Origin of the sequence: Scandinavium sp. (assembly GCF_032012665.1) — a bacterium.
Classification (GTDB): domain Bacteria; phylum Pseudomonadota; class Gammaproteobacteria; order Enterobacterales; family Enterobacteriaceae; genus Scandinavium.
This window is the reverse complement of record NZ_DALZVG010000005.1, coordinates 1-25,233: the sequence shown is the minus strand read 5'-3', so window position 1 is coordinate 25,233 and position 25,233 is coordinate 1. Positions and strand designations below refer to the sequence as shown.

17 protein-coding genes are annotated in these 25,233 nt (G+C 56.0%); 13 read left to right on the top strand and 4 right to left on the bottom strand.

The genetic code is table 11. From position 1 onward, the window contains the following. Positions 1 to 5: 5 nt before the first annotated feature. From RTU33_RS06135 to tssF, 4 genes are read right to left on the bottom strand one after another with little or no spacing between them, the layout of a single operon-like run. Positions 6 to 1,031: a fimbrial protein gene (locus tag RTU33_RS06135; protein WP_312626006.1), complete on the bottom strand. Its 1,026-nt coding sequence runs from the start codon at positions 1,029 to 1,031 to the stop codon at positions 6 to 8. Between the two features lies 1 nt (position 1,032). Continuing rightward, the gene (locus RTU33_RS06130; RefSeq protein WP_312626005.1) at positions 1,033 to 2,067 is read right to left on the bottom strand and encodes a type VI secretion system ImpA family N-terminal domain-containing protein; all 1,035 of its coding nucleotides are present in this window, start codon (positions 2,065 to 2,067) and stop codon (positions 1,033 to 1,035) included. Between the two features lie 45 nt (positions 2,068 to 2,112). Beyond that, the gene (gene tssG / locus RTU33_RS06125; protein ID WP_312626004.1) at positions 2,113 to 3,132 is read right to left on the bottom strand and encodes a type VI secretion system baseplate subunit TssG; all 1,020 of its coding nucleotides are present in this window, start codon (positions 3,130 to 3,132) and stop codon (positions 2,113 to 2,115) included. Next, positions 3,132 to 5,012 (bottom strand): type VI secretion system baseplate subunit TssF, encoded by a 1,881-nt coding sequence (gene tssF / locus RTU33_RS06120; protein ID WP_312626003.1) that lies wholly within the window; start codon positions 5,010 to 5,012, stop codon positions 3,132 to 3,134. The genes tssG and tssF overlap by 1 nt, the downstream gene beginning before the upstream one ends. A 302-nt stretch (positions 5,013 to 5,314) precedes the next feature. On the opposite strand from tssF, the gene tssH reads away from it, so the two are divergent. The 13 genes from tssH to tssI all read left to right on the top strand — a co-directional run. Next, positions 5,315 to 7,963: a type VI secretion system ATPase TssH gene (gene tssH / locus RTU33_RS06115; RefSeq protein ID WP_312626002.1), complete on the top strand. Its 2,649-nt coding sequence runs from the start codon at positions 5,315 to 5,317 to the stop codon at positions 7,961 to 7,963. Between the two features lie 98 nt (positions 7,964 to 8,061). Next, positions 8,062 to 8,619, top strand: a complete 558-nt coding sequence (locus RTU33_RS06110) for a fimbrial protein (protein ID WP_312626001.1) — start codon at positions 8,062 to 8,064, stop codon at positions 8,617 to 8,619. Between the two features lie 115 nt (positions 8,620 to 8,734). Continuing rightward, entirely contained in the window at positions 8,735 to 9,493 is a 759-nt protein-coding gene (locus tag RTU33_RS06105; RefSeq protein WP_312626000.1) for a fimbria/pilus periplasmic chaperone, read from the top strand. 72 nt (positions 9,494 to 9,565) lie between these two features. Then, positions 9,566 to 12,148, top strand: a complete 2,583-nt coding sequence (locus RTU33_RS06100; protein WP_312625998.1) for a fimbria/pilus outer membrane usher protein — start codon at positions 9,566 to 9,568, stop codon at positions 12,146 to 12,148. Next, on the top strand, positions 12,133 to 12,699 hold the full coding sequence (locus tag RTU33_RS06095; protein WP_312625997.1) for a fimbrial protein: 567 nt from the start codon (positions 12,133 to 12,135) through the stop codon (positions 12,697 to 12,699). Before RTU33_RS06100 ends, RTU33_RS06095 begins: the two co-directional genes overlap by 16 nt. A 125-nt stretch (positions 12,700 to 12,824) precedes the next feature. Continuing rightward, positions 12,825 to 13,358 (top strand): type VI secretion system contractile sheath small subunit, encoded by a 534-nt coding sequence (tssB, locus tag RTU33_RS06090; protein WP_312625996.1) that lies wholly within the window; start codon positions 12,825 to 12,827, stop codon positions 13,356 to 13,358. A gap of 29 nt (positions 13,359 to 13,387) precedes the next feature. Beyond that, positions 13,388 to 14,878, top strand: a complete 1,491-nt coding sequence (gene tssC, locus RTU33_RS06085) for a type VI secretion system contractile sheath large subunit (RefSeq protein ID WP_312626267.1) — start codon at positions 13,388 to 13,390, stop codon at positions 14,876 to 14,878. Positions 14,879 to 15,011: 133 nt separating this feature from the next. Beyond that, a complete protein-coding gene (locus RTU33_RS06080) occupies positions 15,012 to 15,497 on the top strand; it encodes an Hcp family type VI secretion system effector (protein ID WP_312625995.1) in 486 nt (161 codons plus the stop codon). A gap of 127 nt (positions 15,498 to 15,624) precedes the next feature. After that, entirely contained in the window at positions 15,625 to 16,143 is a 519-nt protein-coding gene (gene tssJ, locus RTU33_RS06075; protein WP_312625994.1) for a type VI secretion system lipoprotein TssJ, read from the top strand. A 3-nt stretch (positions 16,144 to 16,146) separates the two neighbouring features. Beyond that, positions 16,147 to 17,493, top strand: a complete 1,347-nt coding sequence (tssK, locus tag RTU33_RS06070) for a type VI secretion system baseplate subunit TssK (RefSeq protein WP_312625993.1) — start codon at positions 16,147 to 16,149, stop codon at positions 17,491 to 17,493. Beyond that, on the top strand, positions 17,475 to 18,839 hold the full coding sequence (gene tssL, locus RTU33_RS06065; RefSeq protein WP_312625992.1) for a type VI secretion system protein TssL, long form: 1,365 nt from the start codon (positions 17,475 to 17,477) through the stop codon (positions 18,837 to 18,839). Before tssK ends, tssL begins: the two co-directional genes overlap by 19 nt. Positions 18,840 to 18,861: 22 nt before the next feature. Continuing rightward, positions 18,862 to 22,668, top strand: coding sequence for a type VI secretion system membrane subunit TssM (tssM, locus tag RTU33_RS06060; RefSeq protein ID WP_312625991.1), 3,807 nt, complete (start codon positions 18,862 to 18,864; stop codon positions 22,666 to 22,668). A 184-nt stretch (positions 22,669 to 22,852) separates the two neighbouring features. Next, on the top strand, positions 22,853 to 25,233 hold a 2,381-nt coding region (tssI, locus tag RTU33_RS06055), incomplete at its 3' end, for a type VI secretion system tip protein TssI/VgrG (protein WP_312626266.1).

Genomic DNA, 25,233 nt, shown 5'->3' with positions numbered 1-25,233 from the left:
CCCACCTACTTGACCTGTAAGAGAATTTCCGCGTGCGCGGTGAAATCCCCTTCGGAAGGGTGCTTCTGCACGCCGGGCTGGGACATTAGCGCCGCCGTCCAGTGAAACTCCGCTGGCGCGTTACTGGCAAGGTTACTGAGCGTTTCGCTGCTGCTGCCATCGAGCTTAAGCCAGTTGCCGCTGCTGTCCTTGACCTTAATCGCCAGGCTGTCTTTCGCCCCGCTCTGATCCGTCACGGCGATATAGCTGGCATCGGCAGAAGCCGACTCGCTGGATAACGAAGCGGTTGAGGAATAGGAGCCGTAATCCGTGCGGCAGGTGATGGCAAAATTCAGCGGCCGCTCTACCTGCAACCCGCCGTTGATCATGTCACCAGTGACGGTGCCAAAATCCACCACTTTGCTGTTTTCAAAGCGGCAGGAGGGGGTGCTGTTCACCTGGATGGTGCCGAGGTGCAGGACCTGCCCGGCATTGCCGTAAGAATCGCTGGTCACCCAGTTATAGGCATAATTATTGGGCAGCAGGGCAACGTTTTGCCCCTGCGGCGTCAGGTTCAGCGTTTCGGCGGTTTTATACACTTCGACCCGATAGAAAGAGTTCGCCGGATAAACCCACGTACCCAGCGTACCACCGCTCTCTTCCGTAAAATCCATCGTTCCGGTGGTGGGAAATTGCCCATTACTGAAGGCTCCGCCGTTATTCCAGAGGATCTTGATGCCGATCCCCGGAATATTACTTGGGTAGATCCAGGCGCCCCCCTGGGGCCCGGGCATATTGATCGAACTTTTCCCGAAGAGATCGCCGGTATGGCACTGGTCAAATTTGACGTCATAGCCCTGCGGAGCGGCATCCTGAATGCTGACAGGATTAGTGGTATCGGCAGGCGCATCCGCATCGATATTGACCGTGATATCCGGGATGGAAAAGACGTGCGGCACTGGCTGACCGGACGAAGAACTGACCGTACAAACGGCCTGCGCATTCACCGCCACACCCGCACCCAACACCAGCAACCCTAATTGCAATTTCATTTTATTCTCTCCCGGCTGTGTTCAAATGAGAAACAATCTCGACAGGGAGCAACTGCATGAGTTCGGTAAAACTCTTCCCTGAAGTTTTAATGGCAAACTCCAGCAGCAAAATGATCGGGCTACCGGGCTCCATCGCCACGAACCACGCCTGAACTTCCCGCAGGCTGAGTAGCGCCTGGGCACGGCTATTCAGCCCCTGAACGGGCGAAGCAACGGCAGTGGAAGCAAGGGGGACCGGCAGCGATTCCTGGGACTCGGCTGGCCCGACGGTCGCTGGCACAGTAACCGGTGCGGACGTCTCGCTGGAAACCGCCTCCACAGCAGGCTGGCCCATGCTGGTAAACAGCCCCAGCAGATGCTCAAGCCGGGTGAAAACGGGTGACACATCGCCGAGCGACTCGCTCAGCATCTGGGTCAGGACCGTCAACGTCTGCTGCGCCTGCCAGGGTGCGGACATCTCCGGGTAGTTTTTCTCGCGCCACTCGTTCAGCATCGCTCTCACCGTCGCTTCCGGCAGAGCGGATTCATCGCGGGGAAACGCCAGCGCTTTTTCCAGATCCTTCACCGCGCACTGCACCCCAACCGCACGCGGCAGCATATGCTGGCGCACGTCGTTGATCAGGCCGTGCATATCCTCCAGCTCATGGAGCGCATTAGCCCGCAACAGCGGTTCGAACTCGCCGTCCTCCAGCAGCTGAGGCCAGAGGTCATCGGGCCACTGTTGCAGCATAATCACGAGCGTTTTCAGCCCCTCTGCCAGCGCCGTCAGGCCGACGACGCGCAGCCTGCAGCGAATAAGCGTCACGATCAGACGAATATCCCGCGACTTTGCCAGCAGCGCCTGGCACTCCCGTTCGATTTCCGCCCAGTTCACCGGGTCGGCAACCTCGACAAATTCGCCATACTCGGCGCCGAGACGGGGTTGAAGTTTGGCCTGCAGCAGCAGAAATGCCGGGTCATAGTCCAGGTTCTCCCCGCAGGGGGAATCGCCGGACACGGGCTGCAAAAGATGTTGGTAGTAATCCATAGTGCTCATTATTCTTCCTGATACTCCTGGCGGTTCACGTCCCCGCCGCCGGGGTTAAAACTGGTAATATTCAGGTTCAAAACTCATGCCGGAGACGGCAGTGGCCTCATCATCGCGAGGCAGCCAACTGGTGTAGCCCAGCTGATGGCCACCGCTCAGGCTGGCCTGTGGGATCTCTTCGGCTTTCAGGATCAGCTGCACATCCCAGGCATACTCGTAGCCGATAAAATTCCGCACCCACTCGCACAGCACCGGCAGGTCTTCGCCCCAGGGGCTAAAGCGCTGGTACTGGGCGAGGGTCAGCGGCCCCAACGTCAGCCGGAATTTATGCTGTCGATCGGGCAATGTTTCCCCCAGCACCGCCCCATCGCCGAGCAACAACGCTTCACCGCCTCCACCCAGTTGGCTAAGTTCATCCGGCGGAAAGCGTAGCCAGTGCGTGGCGAACTCCTCCAGCGATACCGGAATACCGAAGTAGTAATGCAGGGCGCTGATGAGTCCGTCCGGGTTGCGGGCCTCGCGGATCAGGTGCGCTGACGAAGCCAGGCGGGCGTGGATGGGCAAACGCCCAGCACGCAGCTCATCAGGATCCATACCGATCAGGCTGGCGATATAAAACGAGAAAGTCTCATCATCCGGCCTGTCCAGCGAGGCGGTATCCTGAGAAACAAACCACGAGCGCCAAAGCAACGAGAGCGCCCGGTGGTGGAAAATATCGACGAAATCGCCGAGCGCGTGATCCTGTTGTTCCGAACGGGACCAGGCCAGCTCGGAGAGGTGCAGCGGCATGGCCCCCTGCGCGCCCCAGACGCCCAGGCCGAAAAGCCGGATATCCAGCCGCGACGGCTGCAGGCTGAGGCTCGCAATTTCGCGAGGCGAAAACAGCATCTGGGCGCTCTGCCCGATGCGATGTCGCTCCTGCGACGGACGGCGGGCAGTACCAGGCACCGGCAGCGCAGGCGTGCGGGCCGCCAGAGTGCGCATCAGGCCAAAGAAGCCACTTTCCCACGGCGCATCCTCCTGACACCAGGCCCGCAGGCTATCGTGCAGCGAAGAGGGAGGCAGTTGAACCATTACAGCGCTCCCCTTTGGCCAGGGCGCGCAGGCCAGTTCGCCAGACTCCCCCTCTGCAGCGTACGCAGCTCAGTCTCGGTGAACACGTTGATCGATGCGTGGCGGGCGATATAGTTCTCCAGCACCAGGCCAAAGAGATAAGGGCTGATGCCGGAGAAATTCTCTTCATCCACTGTCAGGGTGCATTTCACTCCCCGGCCATACATCAGCAGCCCGTTTCCCGGTAGCCTGCGGATGACCGGTTCAGTCTGGCAGCCCACAAGACCGCGGATTTGGGTCAGCGTATCGTGATCGGTATTATCGACAAACAGCTGCAGCATCTGACGCAGCGCTTCACCGCCGGAGACGTGCGGCATCTCCGACAGCGGGAGGTAGTTGAAATTAAGCTGGCGGATCAGACGCCAGGCGGATTCACTGGCGACAAAAGGCGCACGCGGTGAGCCCGGCGGGGAAATAAAGCGCGCGGCCTCAACGGGAGCCGCATCCGACACCGAAAGCTCAAACTGGCCATTGCGGGAAATCAGGCGTGGCAAATCGCGATTGGTCACCATCGCCACCACAGACAAATAGCGAATATCGTCGCTGAACGGTGCTTCCTGCTGATCGACCAGCGAGATAAACACTTCTGTACCGTTATACAGCGTCTGCGAATGATATTTACGACGAGTGTGCCCCTTAATTCGCTGGCGTCGCGTCAGCGAAAAATAACGGCCGAAATTACCCTGGTCATTATGCTGGGTCTGATAGAGAGGATTAAATAGCACCTCTTTGCTGTTTTCCGCCTGTTGCCCGACAACCTGAGTCACCGAAAAAATTTCGTAATCAAGGGGGCGACTGCGGTCAGGAACAATATGTAATTCGTGGCTATTGCGTTTGACTTCCAGCTTATCCATGCGCTTTGGAAACAGATTAATCACCGGCGTACAAAAAAGCTGGAAACAGCCCGTGTCAATATGCCCGGCCATCTCCTGCGGGCTTCTGTCGAGCAGGATGATAATCTCCAGCTCATCGCTGTGATTATTTTTCGCGGCCTGCTCCAGTGCCTTCAGCGTGACGAAATAGAAGCGCTGGCGACAAGAAAAATACTCATGCACCAGATTATGCCCATGGAAAATATTCCATGCCATCGGCAACAAGCTCTGTTCTGGCAGCATCCCTTCAAAAGCCAAAGCCTCTTTACCCAATACGCAATCCTGCTGGCTTTCACCATTATGGTAACGAAGTATGGTGGCCAGACTGCCGGCATGCAGGAGTTCAAAAAGATGCGAGACAATACGTTCATCACCGTTCAAATATACCGGTAAGGAGGTAAATCCCTGAAGCTCAGAAAATTGCATGCCTTCCTTAAGACGCAGCTTAAGGCGAATAGCACCTTTAAGTTTTCCCACCGGAATACGGTGTCGCTCCAGATTAGGCAAATCCGGGGGTAAGGACGTCAGCTGAGCATCGACAATCGCCAGCGGCCACAGGCGAACCGACTGCCCGCTGCGAAACTCACAGCGCGTGGTTTCGCCGGGAAAAATGGGGGTGAAGAAGGCACTATCTTTAGCAATTTCATACCCCTGGGTGAGATCGCCCTCTTTCAGATTCGGGCGCAGCTGTACGACGCCCATTGATGGCGTCGGCGCATTATAATTGGGGTAAATAACGTCAAGCAGCCTTTGGGTAAAGGCCGGGAATTCAGCATCAAGCTTAAGCTGCATCCTCGCGGCAATAAAGCTGAATGACTCGATAAGACGTTCAACAAATGGATCGGCGACCTCGATACCATTCACGCCCAGCCGTCGGCCTATTTTAGGATGTTTTTGGGCAAACTCACTGGCCATTTCATGCATAAAAGTGAGTTCCCTGTTGTAATAATCAAGAAACTTGTGTTCCACAAATAAAGCCCCAATCCCTGCTGTTCCATTCCGCAAAAAGATACTCAACTCTTCACCGGGCGGCGACCATTAAAATTGTAATCCCCTTTTACGATTACCAATAAAAACAATGTAAATCATAAGGATATCCCTATATCGCCTTTTCCATTTAAGATAAGGACCCACGCCAAATTCCTATTTGGCCTATTATCCTCCGACAGCATATTTATTCTGACGGAAAGTTACGGTTAAATACGCTCATTCAAAAGCTCGTAATGCTATTACTGACTATTGCGAAATAACTTACCCATAAGGGAAATGGCGTGGCGATTACAAGAAAGAATCTGTTCAATAAACTTAATAACACTCTTTTCCGCAGTATTGAAAGTGCAACCACCCTTTGCAAATTACGTGGGAATCCTTACGTTGAATTAGTTCACTGGTTTAATCAACTCTGGGCGCAGGACTCAGATAATGATTTTAAACATATCGTCCGTTATTTCGATGTCGATCCCGCGCAGATGGATAATGATCTGAACCGGGCGCTGGCTCGTTTGCCTAATGGCGCGAGCAGCATTGCTGATTTTTCTTACTGCATTGAGCTGGCGGTTGAACGTGCCTGGGTTTATTCAAGTCTCGAGTGTTCATCCGCGCGTATCCGTAGCGGTCATCTGCTGATTGCGATGCTGACCACCATGGAGCTGCGCCGCGAGCTGCTGGCTATGCTGCCAGGGCTGGACAAAATTGCGCTTGAACCGCTCACTAAAGAGCTCAGTTTTATCGTGCGGGACTCCGGCGAATCCGCTGAGGATTTACAGCTGGAGGGGTTTGCACGGGAAGACGCCCTTCCAGGTGAAGCCAGCGGTTCGCTCTCCGGCGGTGTCAACGCCAGCCTGGCCCAGTACACCACCGACCTCACCGCCCTGGCGCGGGAGGGAAAAATCGACCCGGTCGTCGGCCGTAGCCAGGAAATAGGCACGATGGTGGATATTCTGCTGCGTCGTCGGCAGAACAATCCCCTGCTGACGGGCGAAGCTGGAGTGGGTAAAACGGCGATTGTGGAAGGTCTTGCGCTGGCGATCGCAGCCGGTGAAGTCCCGGCTGCACTGAGCGAAGTGCGCCTGTTGGCGCTCGATATTGTCGCGCTCTCGGCGGGTGCCAGCATGAAAGGCGAGTTCGAAGCACGTCTTAAGGCGGTGCTGGATAGCGCAATGGCTTCCCCACAGCCCGTGATCCTGTTTATCGACGAAGTGCACACCCTGGTTGGTGCGGGCGGAGCAGCAGGAACCGGCGATGCGGCGAACTTACTGAAACCCGCGCTGGCTCGCGGAAAGCTGCGCACCATCGGCGCAACCACCTGGAGTGAGTTCAAGCGCCACATTGAGAAGGATCCCGCGCTGACCCGTCGCTTCCAGGTTTTACAGGCTAATGAGCCGGACGAAAACGCGGCCGTCTCAATGCTGCGCGGGCTGGTTCCGATGCTGGAAGATCACCACGGGGTGTGGATCACCGATGGGGCACTGGTTTCTGCCGTTCGCCTGTCACACCGCTACATTCCGGCGCGTCAGCTACCCGATAAAGCCATTAGCCTGCTGGATACCGCCTGCGCGCGCGTCGCCACTGCCCAGGCTACGCCGCCGATGGCGCTCCAGCTGCTGAAAGCTCAGCGCCAGGAAACCGAGGCCGAACTGGAGCAAACGCGTAAAGCGCTGAATTTCGGCAAAAGTGATGACGCCGCGATCGTGAAACTGGAAGAGCAGATTGCCGAACTGAGCCAAAAAGAGGCTGAATTTAGCCAGCGCTGGGAGCAGGAAAAAGCGTGCGTGGACGCCATTCAGGCACTTCGCCGCGAGCTGAGCGCTGACGACGAGATCGATGAAGAGAGCCGCAAGCAGCAGAGGGCCAAATTGCTCGAGCTGGAAGAGACCCTCGGAACGTTGCAGAGTAAACCGTCGCTGGTGCCGACGGAGGTCAGCCATGACATGGTGGCTGCCATCGTGGCGGACTGGACCGGCATCCCGGTGGGGCAAATGCTTGAAGATGAAATCGATACGCTGGCCGGTCTGCCCGCTCGCCTGCAGGAGCGCGTTATTGGTCAGCCGCATGCCCTGGAACGCATTGCCGAACGAGTGATGGTTTCCCGCGCCGGGCTGGGCGATCCGAATAAACCGGTAGGCGTCTTTATGCTGGTCGGGACATCGGGCATTGGTAAAACGGAAACGGCGCTGGCGCTGGCCAGCTCGCTTTATGGCGGCGAGCAGAATCTGATCACCATCAATATGAGCGAATATCAGGAAGCGCATACGGTTTCATCGTTAAAAGGTGCGCCTCCGGGTTACGTAGGCTATGGCGAAGGCGGCGTATTAACCGAGGCGGTTCGCCGTAAGCCCTACAGCGTGATTCTGCTGGATGAAATTGAAAAAGCCCATCCGGATATTCACGAAGTCTTCTTCCAGGTCTTTGATAAAGGCTGGATGGAAGATGGCGAAGGCCGCTATATCGATTTTAAGAACACCACGCTGCTGCTAACCAGCAACGTCGGTAGCGAATTAATCACCCAACTGTATGCCGACCCGCAAAGCGCGCCGGATCATGAAGGGCTGCTGGAAGCGCTACAGCCGGAACTCCTGAAAGCTTTCCCACCGGCATTCGTGGGTCGTCTGGAAGTCGTGCCCTATATTCCGCTGCAGCATGCCTCACTGCTGGCCATTGTTGAGCTGCATCTGAATAAGATTGCACAGCGCCTGGACGATCACTATGGCATTAAGCTGCAGTATGAAACCCCGGTAATGGAGGCCATTATCAACCACTGTGCAATTGAGCAAACAGGGGCCAGGGCACTTATCCAGTTTATTGAGAAATATATTACGCCGCAGATTGGGCGCTATGTTTTGCAGCATAAGGCGGCTATTCCGCAACAGGTTTTATATTTGAACTGTGAAGCTGAAAAACAATTCAGCGTCACATTTTAAACAATGAACTTATTTTCCTCCCTTCATTCGGGAAGGGGTAAGTTCGAAAGGAAGGTCATAAGACCGATAAAGCAGTAATCAATATCTAAGGAACAGAAATGTCTAAACTGAATATTTCACTGTGCGCCATCGCTCTGGCGATGACCACATCCTCCGCGTTCGCCGCAGGCGAAGTCACTCAGGGTACCGTAACCTTTAACGGTAAGCTGATTGCCGAGACCTGTAGTATTGTCTCAGCCGACGTGGACAAGAAGGTCACTCTGCCAACCCTGTCTACCCAGACGCTGTCAACAGCAGGTGCCGTCGGTGGTTCAACCACCTTTGATATCAATGTGGAAAATTGCCCGAAGACCGGTGGCCCAGCGAGCGTCGCTGCCCACTTCGAAGCCATCAACAGCGATGGTTTCAATTCCGCAACGGGTAACCTGACCAACAGCACCGCGAAAGCCGATGGCGGCGCGGAAAACGTGGAAGTTCGCCTGTTTGATAAAGATGGCACCAGCCAGATCCCTGTAGGCGGCACCGGTGGTTTCTTCCCAATCTCGACCACCGATCACACCGCCAAGATGACCTATATCGGTGCCTACTATGCCTCAGCGGCCACCACCGCGGGTGACGTAACGGCAAAAGTACAGTACACGCTGGCCTATAAATAACAGTCAGTAAGCCATCGTTCGGCGTAATCATAATCTGTTGTCCGGATTGTCCGGTCCGACAGTGGGTTATTTTTGCGCCGAATCAGGGCCCAGGTCATTTTAACAGGATTCGGTTATGTCATTTTTCAAAAAGTTTTTTTTGTTATTGGTTTTATTTTCATACTGCCGTTTAAGTACTGCCGGGGTCACCATTTCAGGCACCCGCATTATTTTCCCGGGTAATGAAAAAGAATTAAGCATCAGAACCAACAACAAAGGAGATAAGCCTGCGCTGGTGCAAATCTGGATCGACGACGGTAAAGCCAATGCCAACCTTAATGAGGTTAAGGTCCCTTTTTTGGTGACGCCACCGGTATACCGCGTGGAGCCGGGAAAAGGTCAGAGCCTGAGGCTTATCTATAACGGCATGGCGCTGCCACAGGATCGTGAATCGTTGTTCTGGTTCAACCTGCTGGAAATTCCACCGGTAAATAAAAATCTTCCGGCAAAAAACCGCCTGGAGCTGGCATTCCGCACCCGGATTAAGATTTTCTACCGACCGCAAAATTTAAAAGAGAACAGCGTCGAGGTCTTTAACCGACTGCAATGGAGCACCGTGTCGGATCCTAAAAAAGGTACCGGAATTAAAATTACCAACCCGACGCCTTACCATTTTTCGTTTGATACCGGCACGTTTACGATCGGCAATAAAAAATACTTTATGAATATGGATGTGGTTGCTCCCGGATATTCCGAAACCTTTTACGCCGATAAAAGTGCCGCACCTGGAGGCAACGTGAGTCAGCTAACGGTCTATTTACTCAATGACTACGGCGCTGCCGTGGAAAAAACGATGGTAAATCAGGCCGGCGCGTTCATTGAGAAAAAAAGCTAATTTTCTTTCGGTATTAACCACCGTACGGGATGGTTTCTGTCCGGTTAAACGGTGTCAGGGATAATAGTGATAATGGAACGATCAGCACAAAACTTTATTCACGAGAATAAGCGTTGCACGCTGCTGGCGACGTTAATTTTCGCTGCCCTGCCGGTGCACAGAGTTTGGGCTACGCAGAATAGCTCAGAGGCAGCAGAGTCCTCCTCTGAGATAGTGGATTACAACCCTGAATTTCTGCACGGCAAGGGAATTGACGTCACCCAGTTCAGCGAAGGCAATCCGGTTTCGCCAGGTGTTTATATGCTGACCGTTATCGTGAACGGCGAACAGCGCGGCCGCGAGGAGATTACCTTTGCACCAGTGAAAAATAAGCAAAACGCCGAAGCCATTTTTACACCGGAGCAGCTGCAAAAATTCGGCATTAAGACGGATAAACCCGTTGCGGACAGCGCATCGCCCTTCCGTCTGGGTGAGGTTATTCCTGACAGCCTGGTGACGTATAACGGCGGTGACCTGGAGCTGGACATCCGAGTCCCTCAGGCAAACCAGGTGAAATTCCCGCGCGGCTACACCGACCCGTCACGCTGGGAAAGCGGAATGCCTGCGGCCTTTCTGGACTACAACGCCAACTTTTATGGCAGTTCCACTGGCCCACGTAACGGTGAATCACGCAGCGATGGCCACACCAGCAATATCGGGCTGCTGTCGGGCATCAACGTCGGGCCCTGGCGATTACGTCAGCGCTCCAACGTCAGCTGGTACGACGGCAAAGACACGCCGCATACCGAAAGCCTGGCGACCTACGCTGCTACCGATATTTCGGCGCTGAAAAGCCAGCTGACGCTGGGGGACACCAACACGACCGGTAAAGTTTTTGACAGCTTTAGCCTTCGCGGGGTGCAGCTTAAATCCGACGATCGCATGCTGCCTGAAGGTCTGCGCAACTACTCTCCAATCGTGCGGGGCGTGGCGGAGTCGAACGCTAAAGTCAGCATCACCCAGCACGGGATGACCGTCTACCAGACCGTCGTACCACCGGGCCCGTTTGAGCTCACCGATATCGGGGCGATGGGTTACGGTGGCGATCTGCAGATGACCATAACCGAGGCCAACGGCTCGGTGCGCACCAGCACGGTGCCTTTCTCCGCACCGCCGATGCTGCTTCATAAAGATGTCAGCAGCTTCGAACTGCTGGCCGGTGAAATGAACGACGATACGCTCAAAGAGAAGCCAAAAGTGTTGCAGGGACTGCTGCAATACGGCCTGGGCAATAACTATACCGTTTACGGCGGGTCGCAGATCTCAAACCACTACTATGCCCTCTCCATCGGTAACGCGATCAACACCCTGATCGGCGGGCTCGGGATGGACATTACCCGCGCATGGAGTGAGGTGGAAGACGGCAGACACTCCAGCGGTAATAGCTACAACGTCAGCTTTACCAAATTCATGGAGCAAACCGCCACCAACCTGACCATGGCGGCCTATCGATACTCAACGAAAGGGTTCTATTCGCTGCGTGACGCCAGCATTGCCCGTGATGGCAGAACCAACGACGACTACGATGTGGATTATCGGACCAAAGAGCGCTTCACGGCCACCATTTCCCAGACGCTGTGGGACAACAGTACGCTCAATTTCACCGGCAGTCTTTACACCTACTGGAGCAGCGAGAGGACCGCGAAGCAGTACTCTATCAGCTGGAACAAATCGCTGCGCTATTTCTCCTTCGCGCTGACGGCGATGCGCACCAGCGATGAAAACGGCAAATATGAGAACACTTATCTGGCCTCGATCAACGTACCGATTGGGCGAAATACCAACAGCAGGCCGCTGTTTGATTCGCTCTATTCGACCTACAGCCACAGCTCCCCGAAAAGCGATCGCTTCCAGATGAACGCCAACGGCAGCCGCGGCGATCAGAATGAGCTGACCTATGGTATCGGCACTTCCGCAGAGAAGGCGTATCAGTCAGATTCTCGCGAAGCGGTATACGGCAACGTCAACTATCGCAGCCCGGTTGGGCAGTTCGGTATGACCGCGGGCGTCGACAGCCAGGGCTCTTCCCGTCAGCTTTCTCTCTCGGCAATGGGCAGCGTTGTCGCGCACAAAGGCGGCGTGACGCTTGGCCCATCCGTAGGCGACATGCCATTTGCGGTCATCGGCGCGAAGGGTGCGAAGGGCGCGAAAATGTTTAACGGCCAGGGCTCGCAAATTGACGGTCGCGGCTACGCCATCGTCCCTTCCCTCACCGCGTATCGGGAAAACAACATTGCGCTGGATTACCGCAGCGTACCTGACAACGTCGACGTGCTCCAAAGCCAGCGCACCGTGGTGCCGCGCGAAGGCGCGATCGTTGGCGTGGATATGAAGACTATCGAAGGCACACCGATTGTGCTGGTGATCCGCGATGAGCAGCACAACCCGATTCCTGTGGGCAGCGAGCTGGTGGATGACAAAGGGATCAATCAGGGCGTCAGCGGACAAGGCGGAATGGCCTTCGTACGCGGCTGGGACCCGGCGTCCGGCAACCTGTTCGCGGTGTCCGGGAAGGATAAGTGCCTCATTGTGCCGGCCAAAAATGCCCTGAATCAGGTCCTCGCAACGAAGAGTAACAGCGTCGTACAACTGGAGGTGACATGCTATCGTCGATAATGCCCAAAACCCTGGGATTTGCCTTCTGGCTATTGTCACCGCTGGCGCTGGCGCAATCCTGCGGCGTCTCGGACAATTGCAAAATCGATGTGCAGTTTAAAGGGTCTTATCTGGAAAATACCTGCGACCTCGCCATTAATAATGGCTCGGCTAACGAGACAATTGTTTTACCAGAGATTTCAACCACCACCTTAAATTACAACGGGGCAGAAGCAGGTAGTCAGACATTCTCCATTACGTTGAGCAACTGCCCGACGAATAAAGCAATTTCACTTTATTTTGGTTCGACGGCATCCGGCACGAATGCAACCACGGGGAATTTACCTAATGCCACTGGCAGCGATTATAGCAAGAATGTTGAAGTGCGTTTACGTAAAGCAGATCAACAGCAAATGGTGATTGACGACCCGCTCAGTAATCAGGATTACGTCGTCAGCAGTACAGCAGGTGTCAGTCATCAGTTTATTGCCAGTTATTATGCCACCGGTACCTCAGGTGCAAGCGTGGGTCTCATTAACACAGCTGCGGCGATTATAGTCGATTACAAATAAGATACTGAGCTCATTATCGGGAAAGCCAGCTATTGCTATGCGCTGAATAGCTGGCAACTTTTGTCGGGAAATATCATCACCTGATAAAAATAATATTATTCAGCGCTGAATTATTAAGGATTGATATGGCCGTAAGTAAAAGTAACTCTCAAAAATTCATTGCCAGAAATCGAGCGCCGCGCGTACAGATTGAATATGACGTGGAAATTTACGGCAGCGAAAAGAAAGTCGAATTGCCTTTTGTTATGGGCGTGCTGGCAGACCTTTCCGGTAAGCCGCTGGAGCCGCTCCCACCGATCGCCGATCGCAAATTCCTCGATATTGATATCGACAATTTCGACGAGCGCATGAAGGCAATGAAACCACGCGTGGCGTTTGCGGTGCCGAATACTCTGACGGGCGAAGGCCAGCTGATGGTCGATATCACCTTCGAAAGCATCAACGACTTTTCACCGGATGAGATCGCCCGAAAAGTGGATTCCTTATCCCAGTTGCTCGAAGCACGGTCCCAGCTTGCCAACCTGCAAACCTACATGGATGGCAAAGCTGGCGCCGAAGAGCTGGTGAGAAAGCTGCTCAAGGACAAAGCGCTGCTTAATACCCTTGCCGCTTCCCCAAAAGCCCAACCTGAAGTTGCTGACGTTCAGCCAGAAGAGTAATGAAAAAGAAAGGAACCCCTATGTCTGTTATGGATGTACAAGCCCAAAAAACGTCGAAGTCAACGGCGGAAACCAGCGATTTCAACCAGCTGCTGGCGAAAGAGTTTAAAGCCAAAACGGAACAGACCAAGGTCGCCGTCGAAGGTGCGGTAAAGACGCTCGCCGAGCAGGCGCTGGCCAATACGGTCACCATCTCGGATGACGCGTACAAAAGCATTGAGTCAATCATTGCCGGCATCGACAGCAAGCTCTCCGAGCAAATCAACCTTATCCTGCATCATCAGGAGTTTCAGGCGCTGGAAAGCGCCTGGCGCGGCCTGCAGTATCTGGTTTACAACACCGAAACCGATGAAAAGCTGAAGCTGCGCTTTATGGACATGTCCAAGGACGAGCTGCGCCGCAACATGAAGCGCTATAAGGGCATCGCCTGGGACCAGAGTCCGCTGTTTAAGAAGATCTATGAGGAGGAGTACGGCCAGCTCGGCGGCGAACCTTACGGCTGCCTGGTGGCGGATTACTACTTCGACCACACCGCACCGGACGTCGACCTGCTGGCTTCGCTCGGCAAAATCGCGGCGTCCGCACATATGCCTTTCATCTCTGGCGCATCACCGACGGTGCTGCAAATGGAGTCCTGGCAGGAGCTCTCCAACCCACGCGACCTGACCAAAATCTTCACCCAGAACCTGGAATACGCCGCATGGAACTCGCTGCGTCAGGGCGAAGACTCCCGTTACATCGGCCTGGCGATGCCGCGTTTCCTCGCCCGTTTACCGTACGGTATTCGCACCAACCCGGTGGACGCCTTCCACTTTGAAGAGGTCACCGACGGCGCCGATCACAGCAAATACATCTGGTCCAACGCCGCCTATGCGATGGCGGTAAACATCAATCGCTCCTTCAAGGAGTATGGCTGGTGTACGTTGATTCGCGGCGTGGAGAGCGGCGGCGTCGTGGAAGGCCTGCCATGCCACACCTTCCCGACGGACGATGGCGGCGTGGACATGAAATGCCCGACCGAAATCGCGATTTCCGATCGCCGTGAAGCCGAGCTGGCGAAGAATGGATTTATCCCGCTGGTTCACCGCAAAAATACCGATTATGCCGCCTTTATCGGCGCACAATCCCTGCAAAAACCTGCCGAGTACTACGATGCGGACGCCACGGCCAACGCCAACCTCTCGGCACGCCTGCCGTACCTGTTTGCCTGCTCACGCTTTGCGCATTACCTGAAATGTATCGTCCGCGACAAGATCGGGACTTTCAAAGAGCGCGACGAAATGCAGCGCTGGCTGAACGACTGGGTAATGAACTACGTCGACGGCGACCCGGCCAACTCAACCGTTGAAACCAAAGCGCGCCGTCCGCTGGCGGCGGCAGAAGTGGTGGTGGAAGACGTTGAGGGCAACCCGGGTTACTACCAGGCGAAATTCTTCCTGCGCCCGCATTTCCAGCTGGAAGGGTTAACCGTTTCTCTGCGCATGGTGGCCAAACTGCCTTCCGTGAAAGAAGGTGCCTGATAAAACAGGCTGACCACTCGCGCAAAACTATTTTTTGTGATGCTCACCATTACAAAAGGGAACGTTCTTCCGGGAAGGAAGAACATAATTTGTTGTTTTAAATTAGCTAAATAAGCACTGGAGAATATGCATTATGGCACAAGATATGTTTATTAAAATCGAAGGAATTGAGGGTGAATCTCCGGATGCCGTTCATAAAAATGAAATCCAGGTTTTATCCTGGAACTGGGATGTCGCACAGCATTCAAATATGCACAGCGGTTCCGGCGGCGGTTCTGGTCGTGCAACGGTTGATGATTTCTGCTTCGTCCACTATACCGACAAAGCCAGCCCGAACCTGCTGAACTACTGTCTGACCGGTAAACACATTAAGAACATTCAATTTGTGATCCGTAAAGCCGGTGGCGACCCGCTGGAATATCTGACCATTAAATTTACCGATGCCATCATCACTAAAGTAAATATGACTGGTTCTCACGATGACGAAACGCGTCCACGTGAATCCGTTCGCTTCTCATTCACCAAAATGACTCAGGATTACGTCATGCAGAATGCTGAAGGTCATAAGTCTGGCGTTATTTCCGCGACCTATGATGTGAAAGCTAACCTGCACGGTTAATTTTCCTGCCCCGAAGGCTCGCTATTTGGCGAGTCTTCATTTCACCACCCAGCGTTATTACTGAATAGCCGTTTACATCGCGCAGCGGTTATTCAGGATAATACTGAAGGAAACAGGTAAGAGTTTGATGAAAAGGAAAGCTGCACAGTACGGTCTGAACCTGATCCTGGCTCTGATGCTGGCCGCATGCAGCACCAGGAATGAGCCCCAGACCACCCCCAAAAGGGTGGAAATGACATTCCACGCCAGCAAAAACAGCAATCCCGACCGGGACGGCCGCGCTGCACCGGTTCAGGTCATGCTCTATTCGCTCGTCAACGCGGATAATTTTGCCAACAGCGACTTTATTTCACTGACCAACGGAGCCGATCCTGCTCTCCTTAACGACATCAGGAATCAGCAGCAGCTGATCCTGAAGCCGGGCGAATCCCGCACGATCAAACTCGAGCCCCCCCGCGACGTCCATTTTTTCGGCATTGCCGCCGCTTTCCGCACGATCAATGACGCCAGGTGGAACGCCGTTTACGCCCTGCATCCACAGAATTCCCGCCCCTGGTATCACTGGCTAATCCCGTCAACGGATGAGCCTTTGAAGCTGGAGGTCGCCCTCGACAACGTATCCGTATCCATTAAAGAAGCGAACTGACCCGTGAGAACTAATAAAGTCGTGTGGAGTGAGGGACTCTTTTTGCGCCCTCAGCTCTTTCAACAGCAAGAGCGTTACCTTGAATATTACGCGCACAAAAGGGCCGCTACCCTCACCCCGTTCTTCTGGGGGTTTGCGCAATATGAGATAGATAACGAGGCGCTGGCCTATGGAAAACTGGTACTTCGCACCTGCAAAGGTGTGCTGCCGGACGGCACCCCTTTTGATGTGCCCGCACACGCTGAACCGCCTGAGCCGCTCACCATTTCCGCTGAGCACCTTGGGAAGGTGATCTGGCTGGCGGTACCGCTACGGCTCGACAACAGCGATGAGACCATTTTCGATGAGTACGATCGCAGCTCGCTGGCCCGCTTCTGCGCCTACGATGCCGAGCTGAACGACAGCAACGCCATCCGTCAGGGCGCAAAGCAGGTACAGCTTGGCCGCCTGCGCCTGCGGCTGATGAGTGAAACCGAGATGACCGAATCGTGGATCGGTTTGCCGCTCATGAAGGTGAAAGCCCTGCAGCCGGACGGCAGCGTGCTGCTGCACTTTGAAGATTTCATTCCGCCGGTCACCGGCTACGGCGCCAGCCCGCTGCTCGGCGAATGGCTGACCCACCTGAACGGGCTGGTGAAGATCCGTGCCGAAATGCTCGCCAATCGTCTGGGTAACAGCGACGGCAAGGCCAGCGCCAGTTCGGAAATCGTCGATTATCTGCTGCTGCAAATTTTCAATAAATACGAGCCGATACTCGATCACCTGCGCCATATTCCGGAGCTGCCGCCGATCGCGCTGTACCAGGAGCTGGCAAAATTTGCCGGTGAGCTGTCAACCTTCATCCGGGTTAACACCCGCAGGCCACGGCCCGCACCCGGCTACCACCACGGTGCGCTCTTCAAATCCATACGCCCGCTGGTCGAAGAGCTCAACGATCTCCTGAACCAGATCCTGGTCCGCGCCGGTCAAATGATCCCGCTACACAAAAAAGGCCAGGGCGTGTGGGCCGCATCGGTACTGCCGGAAGAACTCCGCTCCTTCTCAAGCCTGGTGCTGGCGGTCAACGCGCAGATGGCCGCCGATATTCTGGCGCAGCAGTTCGCCGCTCAGGCCAAGATAAGTTCTCCGCAGCAGCTGCATGAGCTGGTGCGTTCGCACCTGCCGGGCCTGGTGTTGCAAAACCTGCCGGTGCCGCCCCGCCAGATCCCGTATCACAGCGGCAGCGTCTATTTCGAACTGACCCGCAATGGCCCGTTCTGGGATCGCATTTTGCAAAGCGGGGCGCTGGCGCTGCACGTGGCGGGCGACCTGCCCGAGCTGCGGCTTGAGCTATGGGGGATTCGTCACTGATGAGCGACAGCATCGCAGAGATGACCGATGACAACGAGCAAAGCCTGCAGGCGCTGGGCAAGTTTTTGCTCGATGAGTCCGCAGAAAGTCCTCTGAACACGTCTGCCGTCAACGCCGGGCCGGGGCACGCTCCGGCGCAGCCGACCGTGAGCCTCGCCCTGAATGAAGCCAGCCTGAAGGGCGAGAGCATTCAGCAGCGGGTGCTGCGGGTAAATGCGGCCAGCAATCCGCTGCTGGAAGCCAGCCAACCGCTGCTGCGAGCGCTGAGTGAAATGCCGCTGGAGATCGCCGACAGCAGCCAGGTCGAGGTACTCAAACGTACGCTCGCCAGCGAAATCAACGTCTTCACGGTGATTTGTGAAGAGGTCGATATTCCATGGAAGAAAATGACCATCGTGCGTTACTGCCTGTGTACCGCGCTCGATGAAGCGGCGCACGCCTCTCCGTGGGGCATCAGCTCAGGCTGGGCGCGCAGCAACCTGCTTAACCATTTTGAAGGCGATAACGACGGCGGTAACAAATTCTTCCTGCTCGCCGGACGCCTGTCGATGCAGCCTCACGACTACGCCGACGTGCTCGACATCATGTTGCGCATTCTGGCACTGGGCTTTGAGGGCCGTTACAGCATCGTCGAGGATGGCGATCGCCAGCTGATGCGCATTCGCCAGCGCCTGCTGGCCCTGCTGCAAAACACGCTCAGTAAAGTCTCGCCGGAGCTGTCGCCGCTCGGTCTGCCGGAGCGACAGGAGATCAAGCGCCGGGCGCGAATTTTCGTGCCCGTGCGGGGCACGCTGCTGCTGGTCACGTTACTCACCGCCGGCACCTTTATCTGGTGCAAATACCATTTACTGGTGAAAGAGCACGCACTGACCGCGCGTATCGACGCCATGACCCGCATCGCCCCGGCAGCACCGGTACAGCGCCTGCGCCTGGCCGTTCTGCTGAAAGCGGAGATTGCGAAAAAGCAGGTGGCGGTCGATGAAACCAGCCAGCAGAGCAAGGTCATCTTCAGCGGGGATTCGATGTTTGATTCGGGTTCCGTGCAGGTGAAACCGGAAATGACGGCAATCCTCGGGCGTGTCGCCACTGAGATCCGCCGGGTCGACGGTGAAGTGCTGATCGTCGGCCATACCGACGCCATGCCGATCAACAAACCTGGCATCAGGAATAACCAGGCCCTGTCGGAGCAGAGGGCGAACAGCGTCGCTAACCTGTTGATCAGCGCGGGCATTCCTGCGAGCAAAATTCGTATTGAGGGGATGGGAGAACGGCAGCCGCTGCAAAGCAATCAGGATGCAGCCGGTCGGGCACGAAACCGTCGCGTTGAAATGTTTGTCACCTATTAAGAGCCACAACGGAATGTCTTACTTGAGTCGATTATTCTCCACCCACAACCTGAAGTTTCTGATGCTGTTGCTCTGCGCCCTGCTGGTGGCGGCGGCCATCTGGTATCTCGGCCCATTCTCCGGCTTCGGCGAGGCACATCCGCTCGAATCCGTCAGTGCGCGCTGCCTGTGTATTCTGGTGGCATGGCTTTGGATCGCCCGCCTGTGGTGGCGCATTCCGTTCTTCATCCCGCTGGCCCTGAGCGCCAGCGTGCTGGTTTGGGTGGCCGGACCGTGGCTGCTGGCCGGGAAAAGCTATCCGCTCACCGCGCCGTCGCGGCGGCTGGCGATCGTCGCCGTCATCTGGCTGGTGGTGCTGCTCTATGCCCTTTGGCTGCTGGTGGTGGCGCTTATCCACAATCCGGCGCTGTTGAATCGCCTGAAAGGCGTGGGAAAACCGGCGGTCAGTCCGGCGGAAAAATATACCTTTATTACCCGCCAAATCCGCCATGCCGTGGCGTTAACCAGCCGGGCCCGCACCCACTGGAAGCGCTGGTGGACGCTGCTGCTGCCAGGCATTCTGCCCGAAACGATCCCCTGGTATGTGCTGCTGGGCGATGAAAACTCCGGTAAGACCTCGCTGGTTATCGCCTCAGGGCAGGACTTCCCCTTGCCGGAGCAGCTCAGCCGCACCAGCCAACAGAACCCACCGACCGCCAGCTGCGAATGCTGGTTTGGCAACGACGCGCTGTTTCTGGATACCGCAGGCAAATACATCAGCAGCGAGGCCGACGACGACGAATGGCAGCATCTGCTGAAAACGCTGCACAAATACCGCGCCCGCGACGGGATCAACGGCGCGATCGTCGCCGTTCCTGCGGCCGATCTTCTTCAGGGCTCAAAAGAGAGCAAGCTGGCGCTGGCAACGCGCCTGCGCGCCCGACTCGCCGAACTCCGCCAGCAGCTCGGCGTTCATTTCCCGGTCTACGTCACGATCACCAAAGTAGACCACTTGAGCGGCTTTGAGCCCTGGTTTCGCAGCATGACCCGCGAAGCCCGCGACCAGGTGTGGGGCGTCACTTTCCCGTGGGGTGAAATGGTCAACACCTCCACCAACGGGCTCCAGCAAAAAATTTCCAGCGAGCTGGACGTGCTGCAGCAGCGGCTGGCGAGCACCCTCCACCCTCGCCAGCAGGAGGAGTATTCACTTCAGGATCGCAAGGCGATGTACACCTTCCCGCTGGACTTTCAGCTGCTGTGCAACGAAGTGGCGGATTTTTTACAGCAGGCGTTTTTCAGCTCCCGCTATGACGAAACCCAGTTCTGCGCCAGCTTCCGCGGGGTCTACTTCAGCAGCAGCTGCCAGCAGGCTGATACCCGCCTGCACAATCACAAAACGGTGGTCTCTCGCTGGCGGCGCTATTTTGTCAGCGACCAGCCAGAAACCGCGGCGTTCAGCGCCGAGCAGGCAATCCCGGAGGAAGAGGTGCTTCAGAGTACGGTGTGGGGCAAACACTACTTCCTCAGACAGCTTTTTGCCGACGTGATCGTCAAGGACGCCACCCTCGCCACGCCAAACTTCCGCGAGGCGACGCGTTTTCGTATGCAGCGTCTGTTCAGCCATATCGCCCTGCTGCTGCTGGCGGTGATCCTGATCCGCGGGCTGACCCTGAGCTATGACAACAACTCGACTTATCTCGATGCGGTAATCGCCAAAACGCAGCAGCTGGAAAAAGCCGTCGCGCCGTTAAAACAGCTTCCGGAAGGCAAAATCCTCGCCGGCCTGCTGGCGATGGCCCGCGATTTGCCGGAGTTTGACCCCCTGAATCTGCTGGACCCGGCGCTGGACTATCGCTACGGGCTGTATACCGGTAAACCGGTGGCCGAGCACGCCAATGGTTTGTACCGCTATATGCTGGAGCGTTTTTTCCTGCCAGCGTTGCAGAACCAGGCAAGTGCATCGCTGAATGCAGCACTTCAGGATAAGAGTGAGAACGACGAACAGCTGTATCAGGCGCTCAAAATCTATCTGGGCATTTTTGGCCAGGGCCAGGCCAGCAACGAATGGCTTAGCGTAGCCTTAACTCAGCAATGGGACAGCCAGGACAAGCTGACGGCCTACGGCGATGAGAGCGTATTCCAGGCCCACCTGAGCGCCCTGTTCGCCGGAGAGAAGTGGCTGCAATATGGGCAAAAAGCGGATACCACGCTGATCGCTCAGGCCCGCGCAGCCCTGGGTCAGCGCTCGCTTAACGCCAGGCTTTACCAGCGCGTAAAGTCCGTGGAGCTCGCCCAGGCGCCAGAGCCGATGACGCTCGACAAAATGACCGGGGATAGCAGCGCGCAAATCTTTACCGTCACCGATGAGCAGCTGGCACGCGACGGTATCCCTGGTTTTTTTACCCGGGCCGGGTACCAGATGCTGATAAAAAAAAAGTTTCTCCTCCTCATCACCCAGCTACAGCGTGAAGATCAGTGGGTAATGGGTACGAAAACGGAAGCAGCACCCAATCCTTTGACGGTCCGCGAAGGGGTGCTTCGGCTCTATCTGCGTGAATACAGTAGCCTGTGGAGCCGTCTGCTGGACAGCATTCGGCTCATCCCGCTTGATGAGGTCTCCTCCGGCGGTTCCCCGCTGGCAGGCGATATCTATTTGCTGCGAATCCTCGCCTCACCGAACTCGCCGCTGGTCAACCTGGCCCGCGTCTCCGTCGAACAAACCACGCTGGTGCAGAAGGATAAAAACCTGCCGGAGCTGCTCGACGACGGCAATAACCGCCTCACCAACAACCGGCTGGTCAGCCAGGCCAAAAAGCTGGATGACGCGGCCGATGCCTTAATTAAGAAGCTGACCCGGGCAGAGGTGGACGACCGTTTTCGCGCCCTGCATGAGTTCGTCAACGGCCAGGGCAACGCCCTCGCGATGGAAAGCAGTCTGCCAGGCTTGCCCGGCTCCCAGCTCAATAAGCTTTCGTCAACGCTTGGCGAGCTGTACACGCTGTTTGTCGTGACCAGCAATAACCTCAGCAACGGCGAAACGCCGGTGATGCCCGATACCAGCATGCGCATCGGCATTCAGGCGCAGACCTGGCCCACCCCGTTCCGCACGGTCGTTGAGCCCTTCATTCGTGGCGCATCGCAGAAAGTGCAGGCTCAGGTGCTCGCCAGCAACAGTAAAAATGTGGACAGCAACCTCGGCGCGGTATGCCGGGAAACGCTGGCCAACCGCTATCCGTTCCGCGAGTCAGCGCAGGAAGTCACGCTTCATGATTTCAGGCAGTTCTTTGCCCGGGACGGGCTGGTCGACAGCTGGTTTAAGCAGAATCTGGCCGATAAAGTCGACACCTCGCAGCCCGTCTGGCGCTATAAGGGCACGCAGTCGGAAGGCAATCTGGCGTTTTTCCAGCAGGTAGCCCGGATCCGTAACGCCTTCTTCAGCAGCGATGACGGCAAAAAGATGCAGCTGACGCCGACGCTTTCCGTCGCGTATATGGATCCCGCTATCGTGCAGCTCAATATGAACATCGGCGGCAGTCCGTTCCGCTACATTCACGGTCCGGTTGTCCCGTGGCTGTTTAACTGGCCAGGCACCAACGGCAGTACCAACATCAATATCAGCGCCCTGCCCGCGTTACCCGGCAGCGCCTCTCCGGTTTCACTAAATAGCCCATGGGCTCTGTTCCGCTGGATGGAGCAGGCTGCGCTGCGCCAGACAGACGACAACGGAAATATCTTGCTGACTTATTTTGTCGATAAGCGCCGGATAGATATCACCCTCGGTGGAATGGTGTCTGATAACAGTACGCTCTCCAGCCTGTTAAAGGGTTTTGAGTGTCCCACTGATAATTAACAGGGATAGACAAGGTGATGGAAACATATTTCAGAGGGAGACGACCGCATGACGAAAAAATAGAGGCGTCGATCGCCAGTAAACAATCATCGTCCTGCTCACACGCCGTGTGCGCAGGGCTAAAATTATCTACAACGTTTCAGGTATTTACATGTCGCGTACAATCAGCCTGAGCAGCCCGGCAATGCCTTACTTGCTGGGAGAGCCTGCTCTAGTCCTGTCAAAGCTGGATGGCGAAGAAGCCTTTTCCACGCTTTATACATGGTCGATTACCGCCAAAACACCTGCTAATCCTGCGATCTCCTGGCAGTCCGCGTCCAATATAGATATCAAGGCGCTGCTCGGCAAAGAGATGACCATTGAAATCGAGCTGGATGGCAATGGGCTGGATGAAGTGAGCTATGTCGGTAAGGGCACCCGTGAAATCTCAGGGGTAGTCCAGAAAGCAAGATATATTGGCCGGGACGCCAACCAGGCCATGTATGAAATTATTCTGCGTCCCTGGTTACATATTACGGAGCTGACTTCAGACTTCAAAATATTCCAGCAGAAAAGTGTGGTGGATATTCTTGATGAGGTACTGGGTGAATATCATTATCCGGTAGAGAAACGCTTATCGGCCAATTACCCAAAACTTGATTTTCAGGTTCAGTACGGTGAAACCGATTTCGCGTTTATCGAACGGTTAATGGAAGAGTGGGGAATTTACTGGTTTTTTGAACATAGCGATCATAAGCATAAGCTTATCCTGGTCGATCACGTCGGTGCCCATCGCCCCTATTTCAGCGAGGCCTACCACACCATCAGCTACGTGCCGGACGACCCGAAGGCCGGTGAAGAGTATATCGACCACTTCCATCACCAGGAGACTATCGTCAGCGGAAGCTGGCTAACCAACGACTACGACTTCACCCGCTCCCGTGCCGATATTTCCGCTATCGACACGAAGCCGCGTAACACCGTCTACAACCAGATGGAAGTGTTCCACTGGCCCGGTGACTACGAGCAGCCCTCGGTGGGCGAAATGCTGGCCAGCGTGCGCATGGAAGAACGCGGCGCAGAAGGCTCACGGGCAACCGGCAGTGGAGAGGTCCGGGGCATCGTCTGCGGCTGCAACTTCACCCTGACGAACTACCCGCTCGAAAAGGCCAACCGGGAATATATGGTGCTGGCAAGCAGCCTGCGGATCACTGAGGTCCCGCAGGTCAGCGGCGTGGAGATATTCACCTACCACTGCGATTTTACCGTGCAGCCCACCAGCAAGATTTATCGCCACCCGTTAACCATTAAGCGTCCACGCACCCGTGGCCCGCAGACGGCCATCGTCGTTGGTCCGCCGGGCGAAGAGATCTGGACCGATGAATACGGGCGGGTCAAGGTGCGCTTTGTCTGGGATCGCTATGGGCAAAACCGCGAATCGGACTCCTGCTGGCTGCGCGTCAGCCAGGCCTGGGCAGGCAATAACTTCGGAGGGATCTACATCCCGCGTATCGGCCACGAGGTGATCGTCGACTTCATCAACGGCGACCCCGATCGCCCGCTGATCATCGGCAGCCTCTACAACAACGTCACCATGCCGCCGTGGGATCTGCCGGTCAACAGCACCCAGAGCGGCATGATAAGCCGCACGGTCGGCGGCGGTCGTACCAACTACAACGGCATCCGCTTTGAAGACAAGCCCGGCCAGGAGCAGTACTGGGAACAGGCCGAGCGCAACATGGTGCGTGTGACCAAGAACGATGAGTCCCAGACCATCGGTGCAAACGCAGAAACGGTAATCGGTGCCAACCGTAACGTCAGCGTGGGGGCGAATTACGACAAAATCGTCAACGCGAACTACAGCAAAAGCGTCGGGGCTAACGCATCGGAAATCATCGGTGTCAGCCGCAGCATGAGCGTGGGGGCCGACTACTCAAAAATCATCGGTGGCGGCTACAGCAACACCATCGGGCTAACCTACGGTCTGGTCGTGGGCCTCGCACGTACAGAGGCCATTGGCGCAGCCAACAGTCTGAACGTCGGTGGGATGAATGCTACAAACGTAGGGGGCGCGAACTTAATCAACGTCGGCGGCTATCATGCCGAGTCCGTGGGAGGTGCCTGGCAGACCGCTGCCGGCGGCGCGTTAACGATGGTTGCGGGTGGCGCAATGGCCCTGGGTTCGGGCGGCATCCTGACGCTGAGCGCGAAAACCATCAAAATCATCGGCTCTGACAAAGTCATCATTCAGGGCGGTGAGGTACAGATCAACCCAGGTGACAATGACGACTGCTGCGGCAACGGCGGAGGCGGTGGTGCAGGCGGTGGCCTGGCCGCACTCTCCAGCCTGGCGGGATTAATCCCGGTCTTTGGCCTGATTGCTCTGCCGCTTCCGTTACCGCCGTTGCCGCCTGGACCACCACCTCCTCCGCCGCCTCCGCCACCAACGGATACGCCGACGGTGACACCAACCGTTACGCCTACGGAAAGCCCAACTCAGAGCCCGACGGAAAGCCCAACCGAGAGCCCGACGGAAAGCCCGACCGAGAGCCCGACGGAAAGCCCGACCGAGAGCCCGACGGAAAG

Bases quoted from the DNA above. Each gene is read 5' to 3' on its own strand.
- RTU33_RS06135 (WP_312626006.1), bottom strand. From the start codon at position 1,031: ATGAAATTGCAATTAGGGTTGCTGGTGTTGGGTGCGGGTGTGGCGGTG.
- RTU33_RS06130 (WP_312626005.1), bottom strand. From the start codon at position 2,067: ATGAGCACTATGGATTACTACCAACATCTTTTGCAGCCCGTGTCCGGC.
- tssG (WP_312626004.1), bottom strand. From the start codon at position 3,132: ATGGTTCAACTGCCTCCCTCTTCGCTGCACGATAGCCTGCGGGCCTGG.
- RTU33_RS06110 (WP_312626001.1), top strand. From the start codon at position 8,062: ATGTCTAAACTGAATATTTCACTGTGCGCCATCGCTCTGGCGATGACC.
- RTU33_RS06105 (WP_312626000.1), top strand. From the start codon at position 8,735: ATGTCATTTTTCAAAAAGTTTTTTTTGTTATTGGTTTTATTTTCATAC.
- RTU33_RS06100 (WP_312625998.1), top strand. From the start codon at position 9,566: ATGGAACGATCAGCACAAAACTTTATTCACGAGAATAAGCGTTGCACG.
- RTU33_RS06095 (WP_312625997.1), top strand. From the start codon at position 12,133: ATGCTATCGTCGATAATGCCCAAAACCCTGGGATTTGCCTTCTGGCTA.
- tssB (WP_312625996.1), top strand. From the start codon at position 12,825: ATGGCCGTAAGTAAAAGTAACTCTCAAAAATTCATTGCCAGAAATCGA.
- tssC (WP_312626267.1), top strand. From the start codon at position 13,388: ATGGATGTACAAGCCCAAAAAACGTCGAAGTCAACGGCGGAAACCAGC.
- RTU33_RS06080 (WP_312625995.1), top strand. From the start codon at position 15,012: ATGGCACAAGATATGTTTATTAAAATCGAAGGAATTGAGGGTGAATCT.
- tssJ (WP_312625994.1), top strand. From the start codon at position 15,625: ATGAAAAGGAAAGCTGCACAGTACGGTCTGAACCTGATCCTGGCTCTG.
- tssL (WP_312625992.1), top strand. From the start codon at position 17,475: ATGGGGGATTCGTCACTGATGAGCGACAGCATCGCAGAGATGACCGAT.